We start from the raw sequence: 15,295 nt of genomic DNA, 5'->3' as shown, positions 1-15,295 counted from the left end.
CCAACAAACTCTATATGAGCTAAGACAGTTGAATACCTGCTGTCGAGAGCATAAAAAATGGTTCAAAGAATCAACCTTCGGTCTTATCTTTGAACCATTTTTAGTTATTATTGAAATAATTATTTCACTTTAACTGAGCTAGTGATTACTTCGATTGCTTTCTTCATAGCAATGTCGTGTTGAAGCATTTCTGGTGAAAGAAGTGAACGTACTTGTTCTGCATCCATGTTGTATTCAGCTGCAAGATCAGTGATTTCTTTTTCAACTTCTTCTTCGGAAGCTTCAAAACCTTCTGCTTTAGCGATAGCTTCAATAACAAGGTTAGTTTTAACACGTTTATCAGCGTCAGCTTCGTATTGTTTGTGAAGGTCCTCTTCACTTGTACCTGTCAATTGGAAGTACATATCAGGCGAGATACCTTGACGTTGCATGTTGCCCATGAACTCGTTCATTGCACGGTGAACTTCGTCGTGTACCATTTCTTCTGGCAATTCAACGATTTCAGCGTTTTCAACAGCAAGCTCAATAGCAGCACCTTCAACTGCATCGTCATAAGCGATTTCTTTAGCTGCTTCAAGTTCTTTGCGGTATTTTGCTTTCAACTCATCAAGTGTTTCAACTTCTTCGTCGATGTCTTTTGCAAGTTCATCGTCAAGTTCTGGAACTTCTTTAGTTTTAACTTCATGAACTGTTGTTGCAAAGACTGCGTCTTTACCTGCAAGGTCTTCTGCTTGGTAATCTTCTGGGAAAGTAACTTTAACTTCAACTTCGTCACCAGCTTTTGAACCGACAAGTTGATCTTCAAATCCTGGAATGAATTGACCTGAACCAAGCTCAAGTGAGAAGTTATCACCTTTACCACCGTCAAATTCAACACCATCTACTGAACCAACAAAGTCGATAACAACTGTGTCGCCATTTTCAGCTGCCTCTTCTTTGATAACAAGCTCAGCAAGGTTTTTACGTTCGCGTTCGATTTTTTCAGTCACTTCGTCTTCTGAAACTTCTTTAGAAGCGTCAACTGAAACTTCAAGATCTTTGTAATCGCCAAGTTTAACTTCTGGTTTTGTCACAACTTCAGCAGTGATTTCCCAGTCTTGACCTTTTTCCATTGATTTCACATCAACTTTTGGTTGAGCCACAACATCAAGTCCAAGTTCAGCAATAGCTGCTTCGTATGCTTCTGGCAAGATAGCGTTCAAAGCATCTTCGTAAAGTGCTTCCTCACCAAAACGTTGGTTGAAGATAGCACGAGGCATGTGTCCTTTACGGAAACCTGGCGCATTCAAATCTTTTTTAACTTTGTTGAAAGCTTGATCAAGAGCTGGTTTGATTTTATCTTGACCGATTGTGAATGTTACAACACCACGGTTAGTTGATTTGTTTTCAAATGATGTAGACATTAAGTCATTTCTCCTTAAAAATTTATAATACAGCTTAGTTTACCATATTTACCATTTTTTTTAAAGTTTTTTGTCAGTTTTCTCTTGAAAATCAAGGGATTAGAAGAAAGTAGTAATAAGAGTTTTTCCTCAGTATGACGTGATTTTTATAACTTTTTTTGGTAAACTACTTCTATGACTTATATTGAAAATTATTGGAATAAACTCCATATCGAAACTATTGCAGAAAATATCATCTCGAAGACTGTCTCGTTAATTTTACTACTAGTACTCTTTTTCCTAGCTAAAAAGATTTTTGAAATGCTTTTTACCAAGGCTATCGAACGCTCTATTGCCTTTACCAAACAGAGTCCTATGAGAAAGCGTACCATGACTAAACTCCTTCATAACGTCATGAATTATGCCCTCTATTTCTTACTAATTTACTGGATTTTAAGTATTTTAGGGATTCCAGTCTCCAGCCTCCTAGCTGGTGCTGGGATTGCTGGTGTTGCTGTTGGTCTTGGGGCACAAGGATTTTTATCCGACATGGTCAATGGTTTCTTCATCCTTTTTGAAAATCAATTAGAAGTTGATGAAGTCGTTGAGGTTGGCGAAGTTTCTGGTACAGTTGCAAGCGTTGGGATTCGAACTACCCAGATTATCGGTTTTGATGGTACCTTACATTTTGTACCTAACCGTAATATCAGTACCGTTAGCAATCAATCGCGCGGCGATATGCGGGCTCAAGTTGACATACCAATCTATGCTCATACAGAACTGGAGAAGGTGATTGAAATTGTCAAATCCATCAATGACAATAAAGTTCCGCAATACCCTGAAATTGTTAACAATCCAGATATTATCGGAGCTATTACCAACACCAATAATCAGCTTGTTTTCCGCGTCAATATCTTCGTGCAAAATGGGGAACAATACACTATTGGACCAAAATTCTTCAGGTTCTATCAGGAAGCCTTACTAAAAGAAGGTATTCAGTTACCGACCGTGACACCTATTGGGCATCTATAACATTACCTCTTTATTACCGGGCTACTTATCTTCCTACAATATCCCGTTTTTCTTAACTTGCCACATGAACTTCCTGACACGAACCCGCAAAAAGCAACCTTGATGCTTGGAATTATCTAGGCTCTTACTTATGGCTTATATACCATCTTAACCTTTGTCTGGAGTTTAGTTCTCGCTACCTTTGCACTTAACCCAGCCCATCTCTTCTATGCTTTGATGACAGCGATCTATGTCTTGTCTATCTTCACTTTACCAAAAACTTATCGTCACTAAATAACTATCAACTAGCACTTGTCCTCCAGATACGAAAAAGACTGGTGGTCACATAATCAAAAAGATAACTTGAGAAGACACTCAAGTTATCTTTTTATAATTTGTTACTAATATTTTCGAATAGAATCTTCTAAATACTGACCACGCGCACCACCGATAAGTTTTGGTCGACTAGCAAGCGCAGTGACGTGAGCACCACCTAATTCTCTTTGAATGGGTTTCAATGGTACTTGAACACGCTTAACATGCATACCGATTGAAGTATCACCGATATCAAGTCCAGCATGAGCAACCACTTCTTCAACTTCGACTGGGTCTTTCATAAATTTAAAGGCTGCCAGCTGTCCACTACCTCCAGCATGGAGTGAGGGCAAGACATTGACTATCTCTAAATCTTTTTGCAGGGCGTATTTTCGTTCAACAACAAGGGCACGGTTAAGATGCTCACACCCTTGAACGGCTAACTCAATCCCTGATTTTCCTAGTTCATCAAGGATGACTTTAACAATGACTTCCCCGATTTCTTGGCTGGAATTTTGACCAATACTCCCCCCTAAAACTTCACTTGATGACAAGCCTAATACGAATAATTGGCCTTTTTGGATGGCTGAGCGGTCTAGGATATCTTCCAAAATCGTTTGCGTTTGATTTTTTAATTCTTCTAGATCCATAGGCAGACCTTCTTTCTAAAAATTAAAGTACAAAAAATATTTCAGTGTTATTAAAATTTACTAACCGACAACTTTTATAAATTTATTATCAGTTTTATATTCAACAACTACTCTTCCAGAGTCTTTTACATGAGTTCTTTTATAATTTATAATCTGATACATATATGTATTTGATATTCGGCCACTTCCTACATATACTCGTTTTGTAAAGGTATTCCCCACTTACCTAATTATCCATGGCGTATAATAATCTGCGCTAACTTTTTCTGGATTCATGATTAATGATGTCAATAGTACTAAAATAGTAAGCGCCATTTTAAACCGTTTATTTCTCATATCATTCTCCTCACTTCTTACTGACATATTTTTTGTACACATTATTTAAAATTACCGCACCAATTATACCAACAATATTCTGCATTGTATTCGTCAAAACTTCCGCCAACGCTGCACCAAGACCATTCATGATACTTGAAGCCATTAAATAAAGGAGAACCATGAAAACTGTTGCTGCTATAACACCAAATGGACGTTTTTTTCCTGTCATTCCTGCCAAATAGCCTTGCCCTCCATGTGCCACAAGACTGATAAACATCCACTGAGGATAGCCTGCTAACAAATCAAATAAGAACGCAGACAATCCACCAACAATGGCACCCTGGCGTTTCCCAAAATAAAAGGCTGTAAAATAAATACCTACATCTAACAGAGTTGTGACTCCCGTTGGAGTTGGCATTTTTACAAACATACCTAGAACAATTGTTAAGGCTGTTAATATAGCAAGTAAGGTTAATTCTTGAGTTTTAGCGTTTCTCATATTGTGTCACTCCATAATCATTTGAATGTGCGATAGCCTGGTAAACAAAATCCTTTGCCGCCTGACTACTTTGTCTAATGGTCCGGTCTTTAGCTAGTCCACTAGCTATAGCTGAAGCAAAAGTACACCCTGCTCCTTGATTATTGCGATCAAGAAGGGATGACTGTAAGAAATCCACCTGACCATCTTCTCTTAATAAAACATCGAAGGCTTGGTCTCCTTCTAGTCTTGCACCACCTTTGATAACAACTGATTTTGCACCCATTTGCTGTAAGTCTCTTGCAGCATTTTCCATCTCTTCCAAGTTAGAAATGCTCTGTCCAGATAGGAGTTCTGCTTCTTTGAGATTGGGGGTGATGATGGTCGCATAGGGAAAGAGCTCTTGTAATTCTTGACTCATTTGAGCGACTTCTTGGTCAGTATTTTCCTTAAAGACTAGAACTGGATCTAGAACCACAGGAACTTGTGGTCGTTTTTGAATAAAGACTTTGACAGCCCTAGCTATCTGAGGCGTTGGTAAGAGACCAATTTTAATGGCTGAAAAAGGAATATCTTTTAAGCTATCCAGCTGTTTTTGAAAGAGAATATCATCTGTCGGAATAATCTCAAAACCATCATCAGTTATTGCTGTCATGCAGGTTTGAGCCAAAAAGCCATAGAGCTTATGGGCTGAAAAAGTGGCTAAGTCAGCTTGAAAGCCACCACCACTTAAAATATCATTGCCCGCTATGGTCAGAATATAAGGTGTCTTCATAAATTATCTCCTTAAGATAGAGTCCGTTTCCTGCTGCCGTTGGTCCAGCTAAATCGCGATTTTTTGATACTAAAACTGTCTTAATCTGACTAACTGGCATGCGACCATTTCCGATTTTCAATAGCGTTCCTACCATATTGCGGACCTGTTTATACAAGAAGCCATTTCCCGAAAAGGTAAACACTAAAAAGCCTGTTTTAACATCTACTTCCAGACTTGCTTGGGTGATGGTCCTAACTTTGTTTTCAACAGCTGTTCCTGAAGCGGTGAATCCTGTAAAATCATGAGTTCCTACCAAATCCTTGATAGCCTTCTGCATAGGAGCAAGTTCCAGAGGATAAGGGTAGGCTGTCGCGTAATGTCGCATCATAGGATTTTTAGGACGTCCAGTATCTACTAGAAATTCATAGGTTTTACGATGTTTATTGTACCGAGCATGAAAGGCATCTGAAACAATGGCCACATCAACAATATCAATATCATCAGGACACTGAGTATCCAAACCAAAACGTAGTTTTTCAACGTCACGCGTCTGAGGTAAATCAAAATGAATCACTTGCCCATAGGCATGAACACCAGCATCTGTTCGTCCTGCTCCATGGATGGTAACAGGCTTTCCACTATTTAATCGTAAAAGAGTCTTCTCAATTTCCTCTTGAACAGTTCTAGCCCCAGGTTGTCTTTGAAAACCTGAAAAAAGCGTACCGTCATAAGAAATAATCGCTTTGTATCGTGTCATGAAACTGATTATAGCAAACTTTCAGCATTTCTCAAAATGAAGGTAATACATCCTCTATTCTTAAGTGAAAATATGACTTTCTTTTTTTGTGATATAATTAAAAAGAAAACGATTTCAGGAGGATGTGATGAGAAAATCTGTCAACGTGATTCTAATAGTTCAAACTATCTTGTTTTATAGTAGCTTCTTCATTGATTTTGAGATATTATTCCCAACTCACTGGGCGACACTGGTCTCCTTGATTATCAATCCCATACTATCACTAATTGGGCTTATTCCAGCTATTTGGTTTAAACGCTGGCTAGCTACACTAGGCCTTATCTTATACTTTTTGTCATTTCCAATTGGGATGATAGCTGGGTATGCTCTACAAGCTTTCTCCAATGGTTGGGATATCACAAGTCAATCTCTTTACATCCTTTTAGGGCTATGGTTAGTGACTATTATCATAGCTATTATGGCTTTGATAAGCTTTCAAAAAAATCGAAATAAATTGGATTTGGTTACCTTTGGGATGATCTATCTACCACCATTGCTTACACTTGTAATATTATCCATTGTTTTCGCTAGACAATTTTAGTATCTTAAACAATCACTGCATCATCTCCAGTTAAACGTGGATTATTTATTTAAATTGTTCGATCGCAAAGCCTAAAGCGATATAGGCAATCCTATCTTTTGTCTCTAGGTCAGCGTCATTACCGAGCGTTCGCTCATCCCAAACTTCCGCATCCAGATTATCCGCTGAATAGAAAAACTGGAAATGCTTGATGTCTCGGAAATCAGCTAAAGCTGCGATGGCAGAGCATTCCATGTCGACACAAATAGCTCCTTGACGTTTACGCCTTGCCATCTTATCAGCTGTTTCTCGGTAAATCCCATCAGTCGTCCAGACCTTTCCTTCGGTATAAGAAACATTTTGACGGTCTAAAAATGCCTTAAAATCTTCATGAAAATCCTGGTTAACCGCAATCTCATCGCTAGGAGATGCATAATGAAAACTAGTTCCCTCATCACGCAGTGCAGCCCTTGGAATGATAATAGACGTCTCTGCAATACTCCCATCAAGAACACCACAGGTACCAAAGACGACTAAGTTTTTCATGCCCATCACAATTAAATCTTCAAGAACGGCAACACAACCAGCAGCACCAACATAGGAATTAAAAAAACCAATCTTGTGACCGTCAAAGTCTATTTCATAAATGGGGATATCCAGATTAGCAACACTCGTTGTCACCAAATGCTTATGAGGTAACTCCTTTAAAATCCGCCCAAAGGTCCCTCTGGCGAAGCAAGTCACTACTGTCTCAGGAAAAGCTTCGATTGGCTCATTGACCATCTCCGGATTGATGATAGCTTGGGCATTAGCATCAAATTCTTCAAGTAACATAGGGGGCCTCCTTAGAAAAGTTTAAAATAGTTTAACACAATTCTCTAAGATTGCAAGGTTAGACAACAAAAACATCTCGGCTATTAGTCCTTTCACTAACGTTCGAGATGTTTTTTTATTAAGGCTCTATAAGACTGTAGTGGGTAAATCCTCTGATAAGCTACCCACCATTTTGTCTTGGGATGAATTTTTGAGAAAAAAGCTAGCCACTTTTTTGACTTGATTGAGGAGCATCTGGAGACTGTGAATAAAGAATTTCAAACAGTCTTCAAAACCTTTTTGAGATACAAGAGCTATATTATCAATGCCTTAGAACTTCCCTATTCGAATGCTAAGCTAGAAGCAACCAACAAACTTATCAAAGATATTGAAAAGGCAAGAGTTTTCTGTACAATTTTTATAAAGTGTTTTTTGTTAAGCGATCACTCGCCTAGCCATGTGTGTTTGGTAATTGAGACTACCGTGTATGCGATGATAATGCCACCAGTGGACATAGGTCAAATCTGTCACAATCGCTTCCATCAGTGGCTTTATAGTAATAGCTGGAACGAGGAGATTCAAGCATTGACACATGGCTGAAATGCTATAGTTGTCCTTGTTAGCAGTGATTATTTGTCTTTTCGTGCCATAATCACTGCCGCTTGCTTTAGGATATCTAATTGCATTTCAAGTTCTTTATTTCGTTTTCTGAGTTCCATCAGCTCACGCTGTTCATCGGTCAGATTATCAACAGTTTTAAATGATCCAGTCGTTCTTGCCTGTTTGACCCACTTGTCAAAGGTTGAGGAGGTTAAATCATATTCTTTGATAAGCTCACTGCGTTTTCTTCCTGCATTATGCAGGTCAACGATTTGTTGTTTAAACTCATCTGTGAAGTGACGGCGAATTTTTCTAGACATAGCTTTTCTCCTATTTTCTTTAGTGTAGAACACTTTATAGATTCTGTCTAGTTTAGTGTAACCGATTCAGAATAAGCCAATCTTCATAAACTAAGATAGCCTTACAGCGCCTACAAAGTCATTAAAGAAGACCACAAACATCAAAATAAAAAAGGAGGAAAACTTCCAACAACTACATCTCACTCGTTGATCCGAAATAAGGCCAAAAAGATTGGGATTTTATCCCAACCTAAAATTGATATTAGTTCCGATAGTATGTTAGCCATCCTAAAATCAGTATCACTCAGCTACGCTACCCCCATGCTCTCAATCGATCAGCCTAATATTGCTATGATTGATGTTTCTCTATACGCTCAGTAGTTTGGTAAAAGTAGAATAGCAATCCCCAACTCATAATCGTAAGAAGCCCCTTAAGTAGCAAACTGCCATCAACTACCGAAGTATTCCAAATCGCATGAAGCAACATAGGTATGATCACATAACATTTTGCAATCACCTTCTTTACTCCTATTTTAGCCAGTAAGAACCATGCACCCGTCATCAAGGCTGTCAGTAACCAATGACTGGCAAACGAACCACTTAATCGTACCAAAGCTTCTGAAATAGGAGCACCATGGTTGTCCACTAAAGTTCCTAGTACATAAGTATAATCTTCAGATAGCTGAAATCCGAGTCCAACACCTGCTCCAAGTGAGAGCGCCTCCCATACGGAATTGATACGAAAAAGATACAACAATATTACCGCTAAAACAAATTTCAAGGATTCCTCGACAAGTGGTGGAACAATACTAGGTATCCACCCTTCTAATCCAGGAACATTATCAAAAATAGTCAGTAACATATCTGATACTTTAAAATTCAACAATCCCGCAACTTGCCCAAGAAGTAAGGCACCAAAGATAATTGTATAAAAGTATTCTTTGTACGATAGACCTTTTTTTCCTAAAAACACTATGACCAAAACACTGATGGGAATGACATAAACGACTATCAGAATGGCTATTGCTACAATAAAGGATAGCCACGAATGCCTCTCCTGAGATAGGGTTAACAAAATCAGTAATTCTTCTGCCAACCGCCATAAACTTAGTAAACCAAGAGTTAATAATAAGAAATAACGCTTCATCACAATACCCCCTCCTCGTTCTATATACCTGCTACAACAATATATTGTAAAATAGTTAGACCAACAACATCAGCGATTGAGTGAGATAACATGATTGGATAAAGATTGCGGCTCTTTTTGCGATACCAGATATAGTAGAATATACCAAGTACGATACCAATAGATAAGGCACTTACTAAGCCTTGGTAGGTATGGAAAGAGATACGAATTAGTATCGAAAAGAGGAAAATCCAGGTGCGATGCTTTGCTTCAACTGCAGTACATAAACCAATAAAGTATATTTCTTCGTAAAAGCCATTTAAAAGTGCATAAGCTACTAAAGGAATATTCGTAAACTGCGAAAGAAAGAACTTAATTCCGTCTAAAAATTGCCATGAAGACCCAAAAATCTTACCTACGCTATGTGGATCAAAAAAAATAACAAAAACATCCACCATAATAGCCAGTAAGAAAAACATGCCGATTCCTGTCAATGTTGCCTTAGGAGAAAATTTAAATTGCCATTGTTTAAAATCAAACTTACGCCAAACCAAGTAAGCCACTGCCACAACCAAGGTTAGACCCTGCACTACCATCATGTATATGTTTTCACTGCCTGTTGTTTCCGTTAACTCAGGAATCACTCGTCCATTATTTTGGAAAAACATGAGTGTTGAAGAATAGATAGCCTGTCCAAAGAAGATAAGCGTTAGGATAATAATATCCCACCATTTTAAATGCTTTAATTTCTGTGCCATAAAAACCTCTTTTCTTAATAAAAATATTTACACTTATTATAAAATATCAAGTTATGTGTGCTCTATTGACCATCTGTTTTTTAACTATTTTTAGTCTTCTATTTATTTCCTATCAAAAAAAGCTGCTCTCTCTCAGAAATTGAGTAAAAGCAGCTTTTTATGCAAATAATTCCCTAATCACATTGATTTAAAATCCAGTGTAAAAGCCATATAATCTCCACGAGGTTTTAGAGAGTAGTTGATGTTATGCTTTGATAGAATTTGATCAACAATATATAACCCAAGGCCTGTTCCCCCATCATGACGGCTTCGACTGAAATCCGGACGATAAAATGGTTCAAAAAGATGGTCTAATTGCTCCCCATCTATAAGCTGATCCACTTGATTACTAATTTTAATCTGATTATTTTGAGCACAAATAGAAATAATCCCCTTTGGCTTTGTATAATGTAAAGCATTATCTATAATATTTCTAATCGCTCTTTCTAAATAAAAGCGATGAGCCTGAATCATGAAGTCCTCTATTTCATAAACTAGTTCTCTATCTTCTAGTGCCATGCTTGTCTCATAACTCGCCATCAAACTATCAAACATTTCTCGAACAGAAAATTCATCCTGTTTAGGGTTTAACAATAAATCCAATTTTGAAGCTTCCAAAATAGAGTGAACAAGATGAGATTGTTCTTGTAAAATAGTACGACACTCTAGCAGATACTTAGCACGGTTCTTAAAGTCACCTACTTGATAAATCATACCATCTATAATGCCTACCATACTCGTGATAGGCGTTTTTAATTCATGAGACGTCATTCTCAAAAAATTCATCTTCTCTTTTTCACGCTCTAACGCCAATTCATTCTCTCGTTTCAAGTCCTGAATACTAATCAATAAACTTTCATATAAGGCATTGATATCTTGCGCCAATAAAGAAATCTCATCTTGACCAGCCACAGTGCAAGTCAGATTTTGATCCAACTGGCGTAGGGCTCGTGTTTCTTGTGACAATTGCCTGATCCTTCTGGTCGACCAGCGACTATACAAGAAGGCCGCCCCAAACACAAGAAACATAAACAATAAAATAATGAAAGGATAGAGCGTTAACAAGGTCTGACTAATACTGGTCAATGAAGGGAAGATATACTGACCTGTTACTATCAAATAGTCACTAGCATCAGTTTTAACAGTCTCTGTCCAATACCCGGCTTCTGAGCGTTTCGAATCTGAGAAGCTTTCCAATTCAATATCATAATCATCCAATCGCTCCTGTTCGGGGTAAATGAGTTTCCCTTTCTTATTACTCAAAGAAAAGAATAAGCCCTTATGTTGCGCTTCGTATTTTCTAAGAGCCGTCACCATCGTTTTTTCAGGCATACCCTCTAATTGTTTTAATACCGAATTGAATTCCTGTCTTAAAACTTCTTTTCTGGATTGATTATAATAAATTGGCAATGTAAAGTAGGAAATCAACAAGAAAAAAATAACTACTATGCTGATTGTAGCCATAAAACTAAGAAAATGCTTCCGTGTGAGTCCCATATCACTTCTTCTCAATTTTATACCCCCTACCAATGACTGTTAACAGTGCTAAACTTGGTATTTTCTTTCTAAGATTTTTAATATGATTATCCAATACACGGCTGTCCAACTCACTATAGCCCCAAATGGTATCCATTAAATAATCACGTGTCACCAACTTACCGCAACGTTTCACCAAAATTTCTAAAATGTCATACTCGGTCTTTGTTAACGGAATCTCCTTCTGCTCAAAATAAGCAGTAGCATTATCTACATCGATAGTAAGCTCTCCCACTTCAAGTTTTGTGGATGTTTTAACTTCTTTACTTCCTTTGCTTTGACGTAAAATATTCTCCACCCGTTTTGTGAGAATTAGCGGTGAAAAGGGTTTAACAACGTAATCATTAATAAGATGATTAAAACTGACCAACTGAGTATATTCGTCATCCATAGCTGTTAACATCATAATAGGAACATCCGAGTATTGACGAATCTTTTCCAACACTTCTAATCCATTGACTGAAGGAATCATGATATCCAAAATGATAAGGTCAATTTCTTTCTCTTTTTCAAAAACATCAAGAGCTTTTTGCCCATCAAATTGAGCATTGACCTGGTGTCCTTGTTCCTTCAAAAACTCTGTCACAATTTGATTGATTATTCTATCATCCTCGACAACCAAAATATATGCCATTTATCCAACCCTTCTTTTCTTCACTTTTTCCTCATTATATCAAAAATAGGTAAGCAATCTCAGTCTATCCTAAAAAAGGAGATAAAAAACAGATAACCAGGTACATGACTAATAAAAACAAATAAAGAGTCCTTATGAAAACTAGCTCAATAACTAGTCAATCTCATAAGAACTCCTAGATGTTATAACACACACTACAGTTGACGAAGAGTCAAAATTTAGCATTAAACCACATCAAACTTAAGCTTACCTTGTTTGACACCGACTTTGAGGGTATTACCTGTAGCTAATTGTCCTGAAAGGACTAATTCTGCTATGTGGTCTTCGACTTGGGTTTGAATGGTACGACGAAGTGGGCGAGCTCCCATTTCGATATCGTAACCATCTTCAGCCAAATGTTTAAGGGCTGATGGTTGGAATTTAAGGACAATATCTTTCTCAGCTAGCTGCTTGATTAACGGTTGAACCATAATCTTAACCACTTCTCTCATGTGATCTTGTGTCAAGCTGTGGAAGACAACTTTCTCATCAATACGGTTGATAAATTCAGGACGATAGGCTTTTTTAAGCTCTTCTAAGATACGTTTTTCCATAGCATCGTGGTCATGCGATAGATCCTGAACGCCAAAACCAACCGTCTTATCATCACGAAGAGCTGTCGCACCAAGATTTGACGTCATGATAATAATGGTGTTTGAAAAGTCTACTTTGCGCCCACGACTATCCGTCAACATCCCATCATCCAGCACTTGCAAAAGAACATTGAAAATATCTGGATGTGCCTTTTCAACCTCATCAAACAAGAGGACAGAATAAGGTTTCTGACGAACTTTCTCTGTTAATTCTCCCCCTTCATCATAGCCGACATAACCCGGAGGAGCACCGTTAAGACGTGAGGCGGCAAATTTTTCCATATACTCAGACATGTCAAAACGAATGAGAGCTGATTCATCATCAAAAAGGACTTCCGCCAAGGCCTTAGCCAACTCCGTCTTACCAACTCCAGTTGGTCCCAAGAACATGAAAGATCCGATAGGGCGTTTACCAGCCCTAATGCCCGACTGGTTACGACGAATGGCCCGACTAATCGCCGAAACCGCTGTATCTTGCCCAATCACACGCTTATGCAACTCTTTTTCCAAATTGAGATACTTCTGATTGTCTGCCTGTGTCATTTTTTCCACAGGAATCCCTGTCAAACGACTAAGGGTAGACATGATGTGATTCTCGGTTACCTTGATAACTTTTGGAAGAGCGACCTTCTCTTCCTTCTTAAGCAAACGCGAGACAGCTTTAAAATCACCATCTAAAAGTGCTTCATCAATAGGAGATAGCTCTTCTTGCGCTTCTTTCTTAACCATCGTCTGAACCGTCGCACTGGCTTCATCCATCAAATCAATGGCCGAATCAGGCAAGTTTTTACTAGTCATATAACGGTGAGCAGATTTAACAGCCGTCATCAAAGCCTCATCAGATAAAGAAACGTTATGGTAGGCCTCATAACTTGGACGTAAGCCTTTTAAAATATCAAAAGCGTCTGACACAGATGGCTCTTCAATAACAATTTTGGCAAAACGACGCGATAGAGCAGCATCTTTTTCGATATGTTTTTGATACTCTTCCTGTGTTGTAGCCCCAACCATATGGAGTGTTCCACGAGAAAGAGCAGGCTTTAGGATATTAGCCGCATCAAGTGTGCTATCAATACCACTACCAGAACCCATGATGGTATGCATCTCGTCCACAAAGAGAATGATATGACCATCTGCTTCAATATCATCGATAATTTGGTTCATCCGCTCTTCAAAGTCACCACGGAAGCGCGTTCCTGCTACCACACTCATCATGTCTAGTTCAAGAACACGCATATCGCGCAACTCATAAGGAATCTCACCACTTGCAATACGCTGAGCTAAACCATAAGCCAAGGCTGTTTTACCGACCCCTGCATCACCAACCAAGACAGGATTATTCTTAGTTTTACGACTAAGCACCTGGACCATGCGAGAGACTTCTTTATCACGACCAACTACTGCCTCAAGGGCACCCACTTCAGCCATAGCTGTCAAATCACGTGTGAAATCTGATAATTCACCAGCTGTTGAAGGTGGTTTCATCATATCTGTAAAATGATTAGCTTTAGGACGTTTTGGTTTTTTCAATTCATGGATGGCCTTGACTTGATCTTTCGTAAAACCAGCATGCTTCTCTAAAACTTGACGAATACTAAAAATCGAAGCACCTTCGCCATCATTTTTTAGTTTGAAACCAGCTAATTCAAGGACACGAATAGGCATCCTATCAGGGCTCAAAAGCATCGCCATGAGAACATGCTCTGTACCGACTTCATCATCTCCAGTGATAAGGCTAATTTGCTCCGCAAAAGCCAACATATCAGCCGTTGCAACTGATTGTTCATAAAAATCAAAGTGATTGATACTATCGTCAAAAGTCTTTTCTGATGCTAAAAGAGCTGCTGCAAAATAATCATTCTCACCAGTTTCGCTATCAAATTCTCGGAAAGTAAGCCCTGCAATTGTTTCATCACTAGAAATCAATCCAAGTAAAAGATGCCAACTTTCTAAGAGTTGACAAGAGAATCGTGTAGCAATAATTTGAGACAGGCCAAAAACATCCTGCATTTTTTGTGAATACTTAACCATTATGATTCCTTTTTCCTATCTAAACGATGGAGGAGTTTTTTTAACATTCGAGTTCTGATAAAAGGAGCTTCTTGTCCTAATACAGCATCAGACGTCATTGATAAAAGCATATTGCCTTCTCGTTCTGTAATAACTTGCTCTTCAAATAAAAGCTGAATCAGGTCATCAAACACCTGCTGACTCACCCGCTCACCAATCGTTGCCATTAGGGAGCCAAGTAGCTGATGATTATCCGAGAACTTAACCTTTGCAATTCGGATATAACCACCCCCGCCACGTTTGCTCTCAACCAAGTAACCTCTACTCTCAGTGAAACGTGTCTTTATGACATAATTAATCTGACTAGGCACAACTTGAAAAGATTCAGCAAGATGGGATCGCTTGATTTCTGTCATACCTGACTGTCCCAATAACTGTTTGATATACTCTTCAATCTGGTCCGAAGTATTTTTTAATGGCATTAAAGACTCCCTTTCTCACTTTGACTATAACTGACTATCATTATAGCAAAATTTAGCGTTATTTTAAACTGAAACCTTTACGCTTTTTACTAAAACACAAAAATGAGTGACGTTCTATCGTTTTCAACTAACATAAAAA

The 15,295-nt window shown here is 38.3% G+C and carries 14 protein-coding genes and 2 pseudogenes; 3 read left to right on the top strand and 13 right to left on the bottom strand.

The window, feature by feature from the left end:
* Nucleotides 1–119: 119 nt before the first annotated feature.
* Nucleotides 120–1,403, bottom strand: a complete 1,284-nt coding sequence (gene tig / locus ACMZ6U_RS05545) for a trigger factor (RefSeq protein WP_416106957.1) — start codon at nt 1,401–1,403, stop codon at nt 120–122.
* 174 nt (nt 1,404–1,577) lie between these two features.
* Here tig and ACMZ6U_RS05540 point away from each other — a divergent pair, with 174 nt between their 5' ends.
* Nucleotides 1,578–2,414, top strand: a complete 837-nt coding sequence (locus ACMZ6U_RS05540; RefSeq protein ID WP_416106955.1) for a mechanosensitive ion channel family protein — start codon at nt 1,578–1,580, stop codon at nt 2,412–2,414.
* A gap of 380 nt (nt 2,415–2,794) precedes the next feature.
* On the opposite strand, the gene ACMZ6U_RS05535 is transcribed toward ACMZ6U_RS05540, so the two are convergent.
* The 4 genes from ACMZ6U_RS05535 to truA form a co-directional block, all read right to left on the bottom strand.
* Nucleotides 2,795–3,358: a TIGR01440 family protein gene (locus ACMZ6U_RS05535; RefSeq protein ID WP_416106953.1), complete on the bottom strand. Its 564-nt coding sequence runs from the start codon at nt 3,356–3,358 to the stop codon at nt 2,795–2,797.
* 346 nt (nt 3,359–3,704) lie between these two features.
* Nucleotides 3,705–4,175, bottom strand: coding sequence for an ECF transporter S component (locus ACMZ6U_RS05530; RefSeq protein ID WP_416106952.1), 471 nt, complete (start codon nt 4,173–4,175; stop codon nt 3,705–3,707).
* A complete protein-coding gene (locus tag ACMZ6U_RS05525; RefSeq protein WP_416106950.1) occupies nt 4,162–4,929 on the bottom strand; it encodes a bifunctional hydroxymethylpyrimidine kinase/phosphomethylpyrimidine kinase in 768 nt (255 codons plus the stop codon). The genes ACMZ6U_RS05530 and ACMZ6U_RS05525 overlap by 14 nt, the downstream gene beginning before the upstream one ends.
* The gene (gene truA, locus ACMZ6U_RS05520) at nt 4,892–5,668 is read right to left on the bottom strand and encodes a tRNA pseudouridine(38-40) synthase TruA (protein WP_416106948.1); all 777 of its coding nucleotides are present in this window, start codon (nt 5,666–5,668) and stop codon (nt 4,892–4,894) included. The genes ACMZ6U_RS05525 and truA overlap by 38 nt, the downstream gene beginning before the upstream one ends.
* A gap of 127 nt (nt 5,669–5,795) precedes the next feature.
* Here truA and ACMZ6U_RS05515 point away from each other — a divergent pair, with 127 nt between their 5' ends.
* Nucleotides 5,796–6,248 (top strand): hypothetical protein, encoded by a 453-nt coding sequence (locus tag ACMZ6U_RS05515; protein WP_104968606.1) that lies wholly within the window; start codon nt 5,796–5,798, stop codon nt 6,246–6,248.
* Between the two features lie 45 nt (nt 6,249–6,293).
* On the opposite strand, the gene ACMZ6U_RS05510 is transcribed toward ACMZ6U_RS05515, so the two are convergent.
* The gene (locus ACMZ6U_RS05510; RefSeq protein WP_416106946.1) at nt 6,294–7,061 is read right to left on the bottom strand and encodes a nucleoside phosphorylase; all 768 of its coding nucleotides are present in this window, start codon (nt 7,059–7,061) and stop codon (nt 6,294–6,296) included.
* A gap of 192 nt (nt 7,062–7,253) precedes the next feature.
* On the opposite strand from ACMZ6U_RS05510, the pseudogene ACMZ6U_RS05505 reads away from it, so the two are divergent.
* Nucleotides 7,254–7,436 (top strand): annotated as a pseudogene (locus ACMZ6U_RS05505) (transposase); the annotation flags it as partial.
* A 121-nt stretch (nt 7,437–7,557) separates the two neighbouring features.
* Here the strand turns inward: ACMZ6U_RS05505 and ACMZ6U_RS05500 are convergent.
* The 7 genes and pseudogenes from ACMZ6U_RS05500 to ACMZ6U_RS05470 all read right to left on the bottom strand — a co-directional run.
* A pseudogene (locus ACMZ6U_RS05500) lies at nt 7,558–7,960 on the bottom strand (transposase); the annotation flags it as partial.
* 328 nt (nt 7,961–8,288) lie between these two features.
* On the bottom strand, nt 8,289–9,086 hold the full coding sequence (locus tag ACMZ6U_RS05495; RefSeq protein WP_416106959.1) for a PrsW family glutamic-type intramembrane protease: 798 nt from the start codon (nt 9,084–9,086) through the stop codon (nt 8,289–8,291).
* 20 nt (nt 9,087–9,106) lie between these two features.
* Complete coding sequence (locus tag ACMZ6U_RS05490) at nt 9,107–9,823, bottom strand: type II CAAX prenyl endopeptidase Rce1 family protein (protein WP_416106944.1); 717 nt, start codon at nt 9,821–9,823, stop codon at nt 9,107–9,109.
* A gap of 177 nt (nt 9,824–10,000) precedes the next feature.
* Nucleotides 10,001–11,359 (bottom strand): ATP-binding protein, encoded by a 1,359-nt coding sequence (locus ACMZ6U_RS05485; RefSeq protein WP_416106942.1) that lies wholly within the window; start codon nt 11,357–11,359, stop codon nt 10,001–10,003.
* Between the two features lies 1 nt (nt 11,360).
* Nucleotides 11,361–12,032 carry a response regulator transcription factor gene (locus ACMZ6U_RS05480; RefSeq protein ID WP_416106940.1) on the bottom strand — a complete coding sequence of 224 codons (672 nt, stop codon included), beginning with the start codon at nt 12,030–12,032 and terminating at the stop codon, nt 11,361–11,363.
* A 224-nt stretch (nt 12,033–12,256) separates the two neighbouring features.
* Nucleotides 12,257–14,695, bottom strand: a complete 2,439-nt coding sequence (locus tag ACMZ6U_RS05475; RefSeq protein ID WP_416106938.1) for an ATP-dependent Clp protease ATP-binding subunit — start codon at nt 14,693–14,695, stop codon at nt 12,257–12,259.
* Entirely contained in the window at nt 14,695–15,156 is a 462-nt protein-coding gene (locus ACMZ6U_RS05470) for a CtsR family transcriptional regulator (RefSeq protein ID WP_416106936.1), read from the bottom strand. The genes ACMZ6U_RS05475 and ACMZ6U_RS05470 overlap by 1 nt, the downstream gene beginning before the upstream one ends.
* Between the last annotated feature and the right edge of the window lie 139 nt (nt 15,157–15,295).

Origin of the sequence: Streptococcus pluranimalium, from assembly GCF_047785745.1 — a bacterium.
GTDB classification, from domain to species: Bacteria; Bacillota; Bacilli; order Lactobacillales; family Streptococcaceae; genus Streptococcus; species Streptococcus pluranimalium_B.
Note: the sequence above shows the minus strand (reverse complement) of the source record. Positions and strands in the feature narration are given on the sequence as shown.

Bases quoted from the DNA above. Each gene is read 5' to 3' on its own strand.
- tig (WP_416106957.1), bottom strand. From the start codon at position 1,403: ATGTCTACATCATTTGAAAACAAATCAACTAACCGTGGTGTTGTAACA.
- ACMZ6U_RS05540 (WP_416106955.1), top strand. From the start codon at position 1,578: ATGACTTATATTGAAAATTATTGGAATAAACTCCATATCGAAACTATT.
- ACMZ6U_RS05535 (WP_416106953.1), bottom strand. From the start codon at position 3,358: ATGGATCTAGAAGAATTAAAAAATCAAACGCAAACGATTTTGGAAGAT.
- ACMZ6U_RS05530 (WP_416106952.1), bottom strand. From the start codon at position 4,175: ATGAGAAACGCTAAAACTCAAGAATTAACCTTACTTGCTATATTAACA.
- ACMZ6U_RS05525 (WP_416106950.1), bottom strand. From the start codon at position 4,929: ATGAAGACACCTTATATTCTGACCATAGCGGGCAATGATATTTTAAGT.
- truA (WP_416106948.1), bottom strand. From the start codon at position 5,668: ATGACACGATACAAAGCGATTATTTCTTATGACGGTACGCTTTTTTCA.
- ACMZ6U_RS05515 (WP_104968606.1), top strand. From the start codon at position 5,796: ATGAGAAAATCTGTCAACGTGATTCTAATAGTTCAAACTATCTTGTTT.
- ACMZ6U_RS05510 (WP_416106946.1), bottom strand. From the start codon at position 7,061: ATGTTACTTGAAGAATTTGATGCTAATGCCCAAGCTATCATCAATCCG.
- ACMZ6U_RS05495 (WP_416106959.1), bottom strand. From the start codon at position 9,086: ATGAAGCGTTATTTCTTATTATTAACTCTTGGTTTACTAAGTTTATGG.
- ACMZ6U_RS05490 (WP_416106944.1), bottom strand. From the start codon at position 9,823: ATGGCACAGAAATTAAAGCATTTAAAATGGTGGGATATTATTATCCTA.
- ACMZ6U_RS05485 (WP_416106942.1), bottom strand. From the start codon at position 11,359: ATGGGACTCACACGGAAGCATTTTCTTAGTTTTATGGCTACAATCAGC.
- ACMZ6U_RS05480 (WP_416106940.1), bottom strand. From the start codon at position 12,032: ATGGCATATATTTTGGTTGTCGAGGATGATAGAATAATCAATCAAATT.
- ACMZ6U_RS05475 (WP_416106938.1), bottom strand. From the start codon at position 14,695: ATGGTTAAGTATTCACAAAAAATGCAGGATGTTTTTGGCCTGTCTCAA.
- ACMZ6U_RS05470 (WP_416106936.1), bottom strand. From the start codon at position 15,156: ATGCCATTAAAAAATACTTCGGACCAGATTGAAGAGTATATCAAACAG.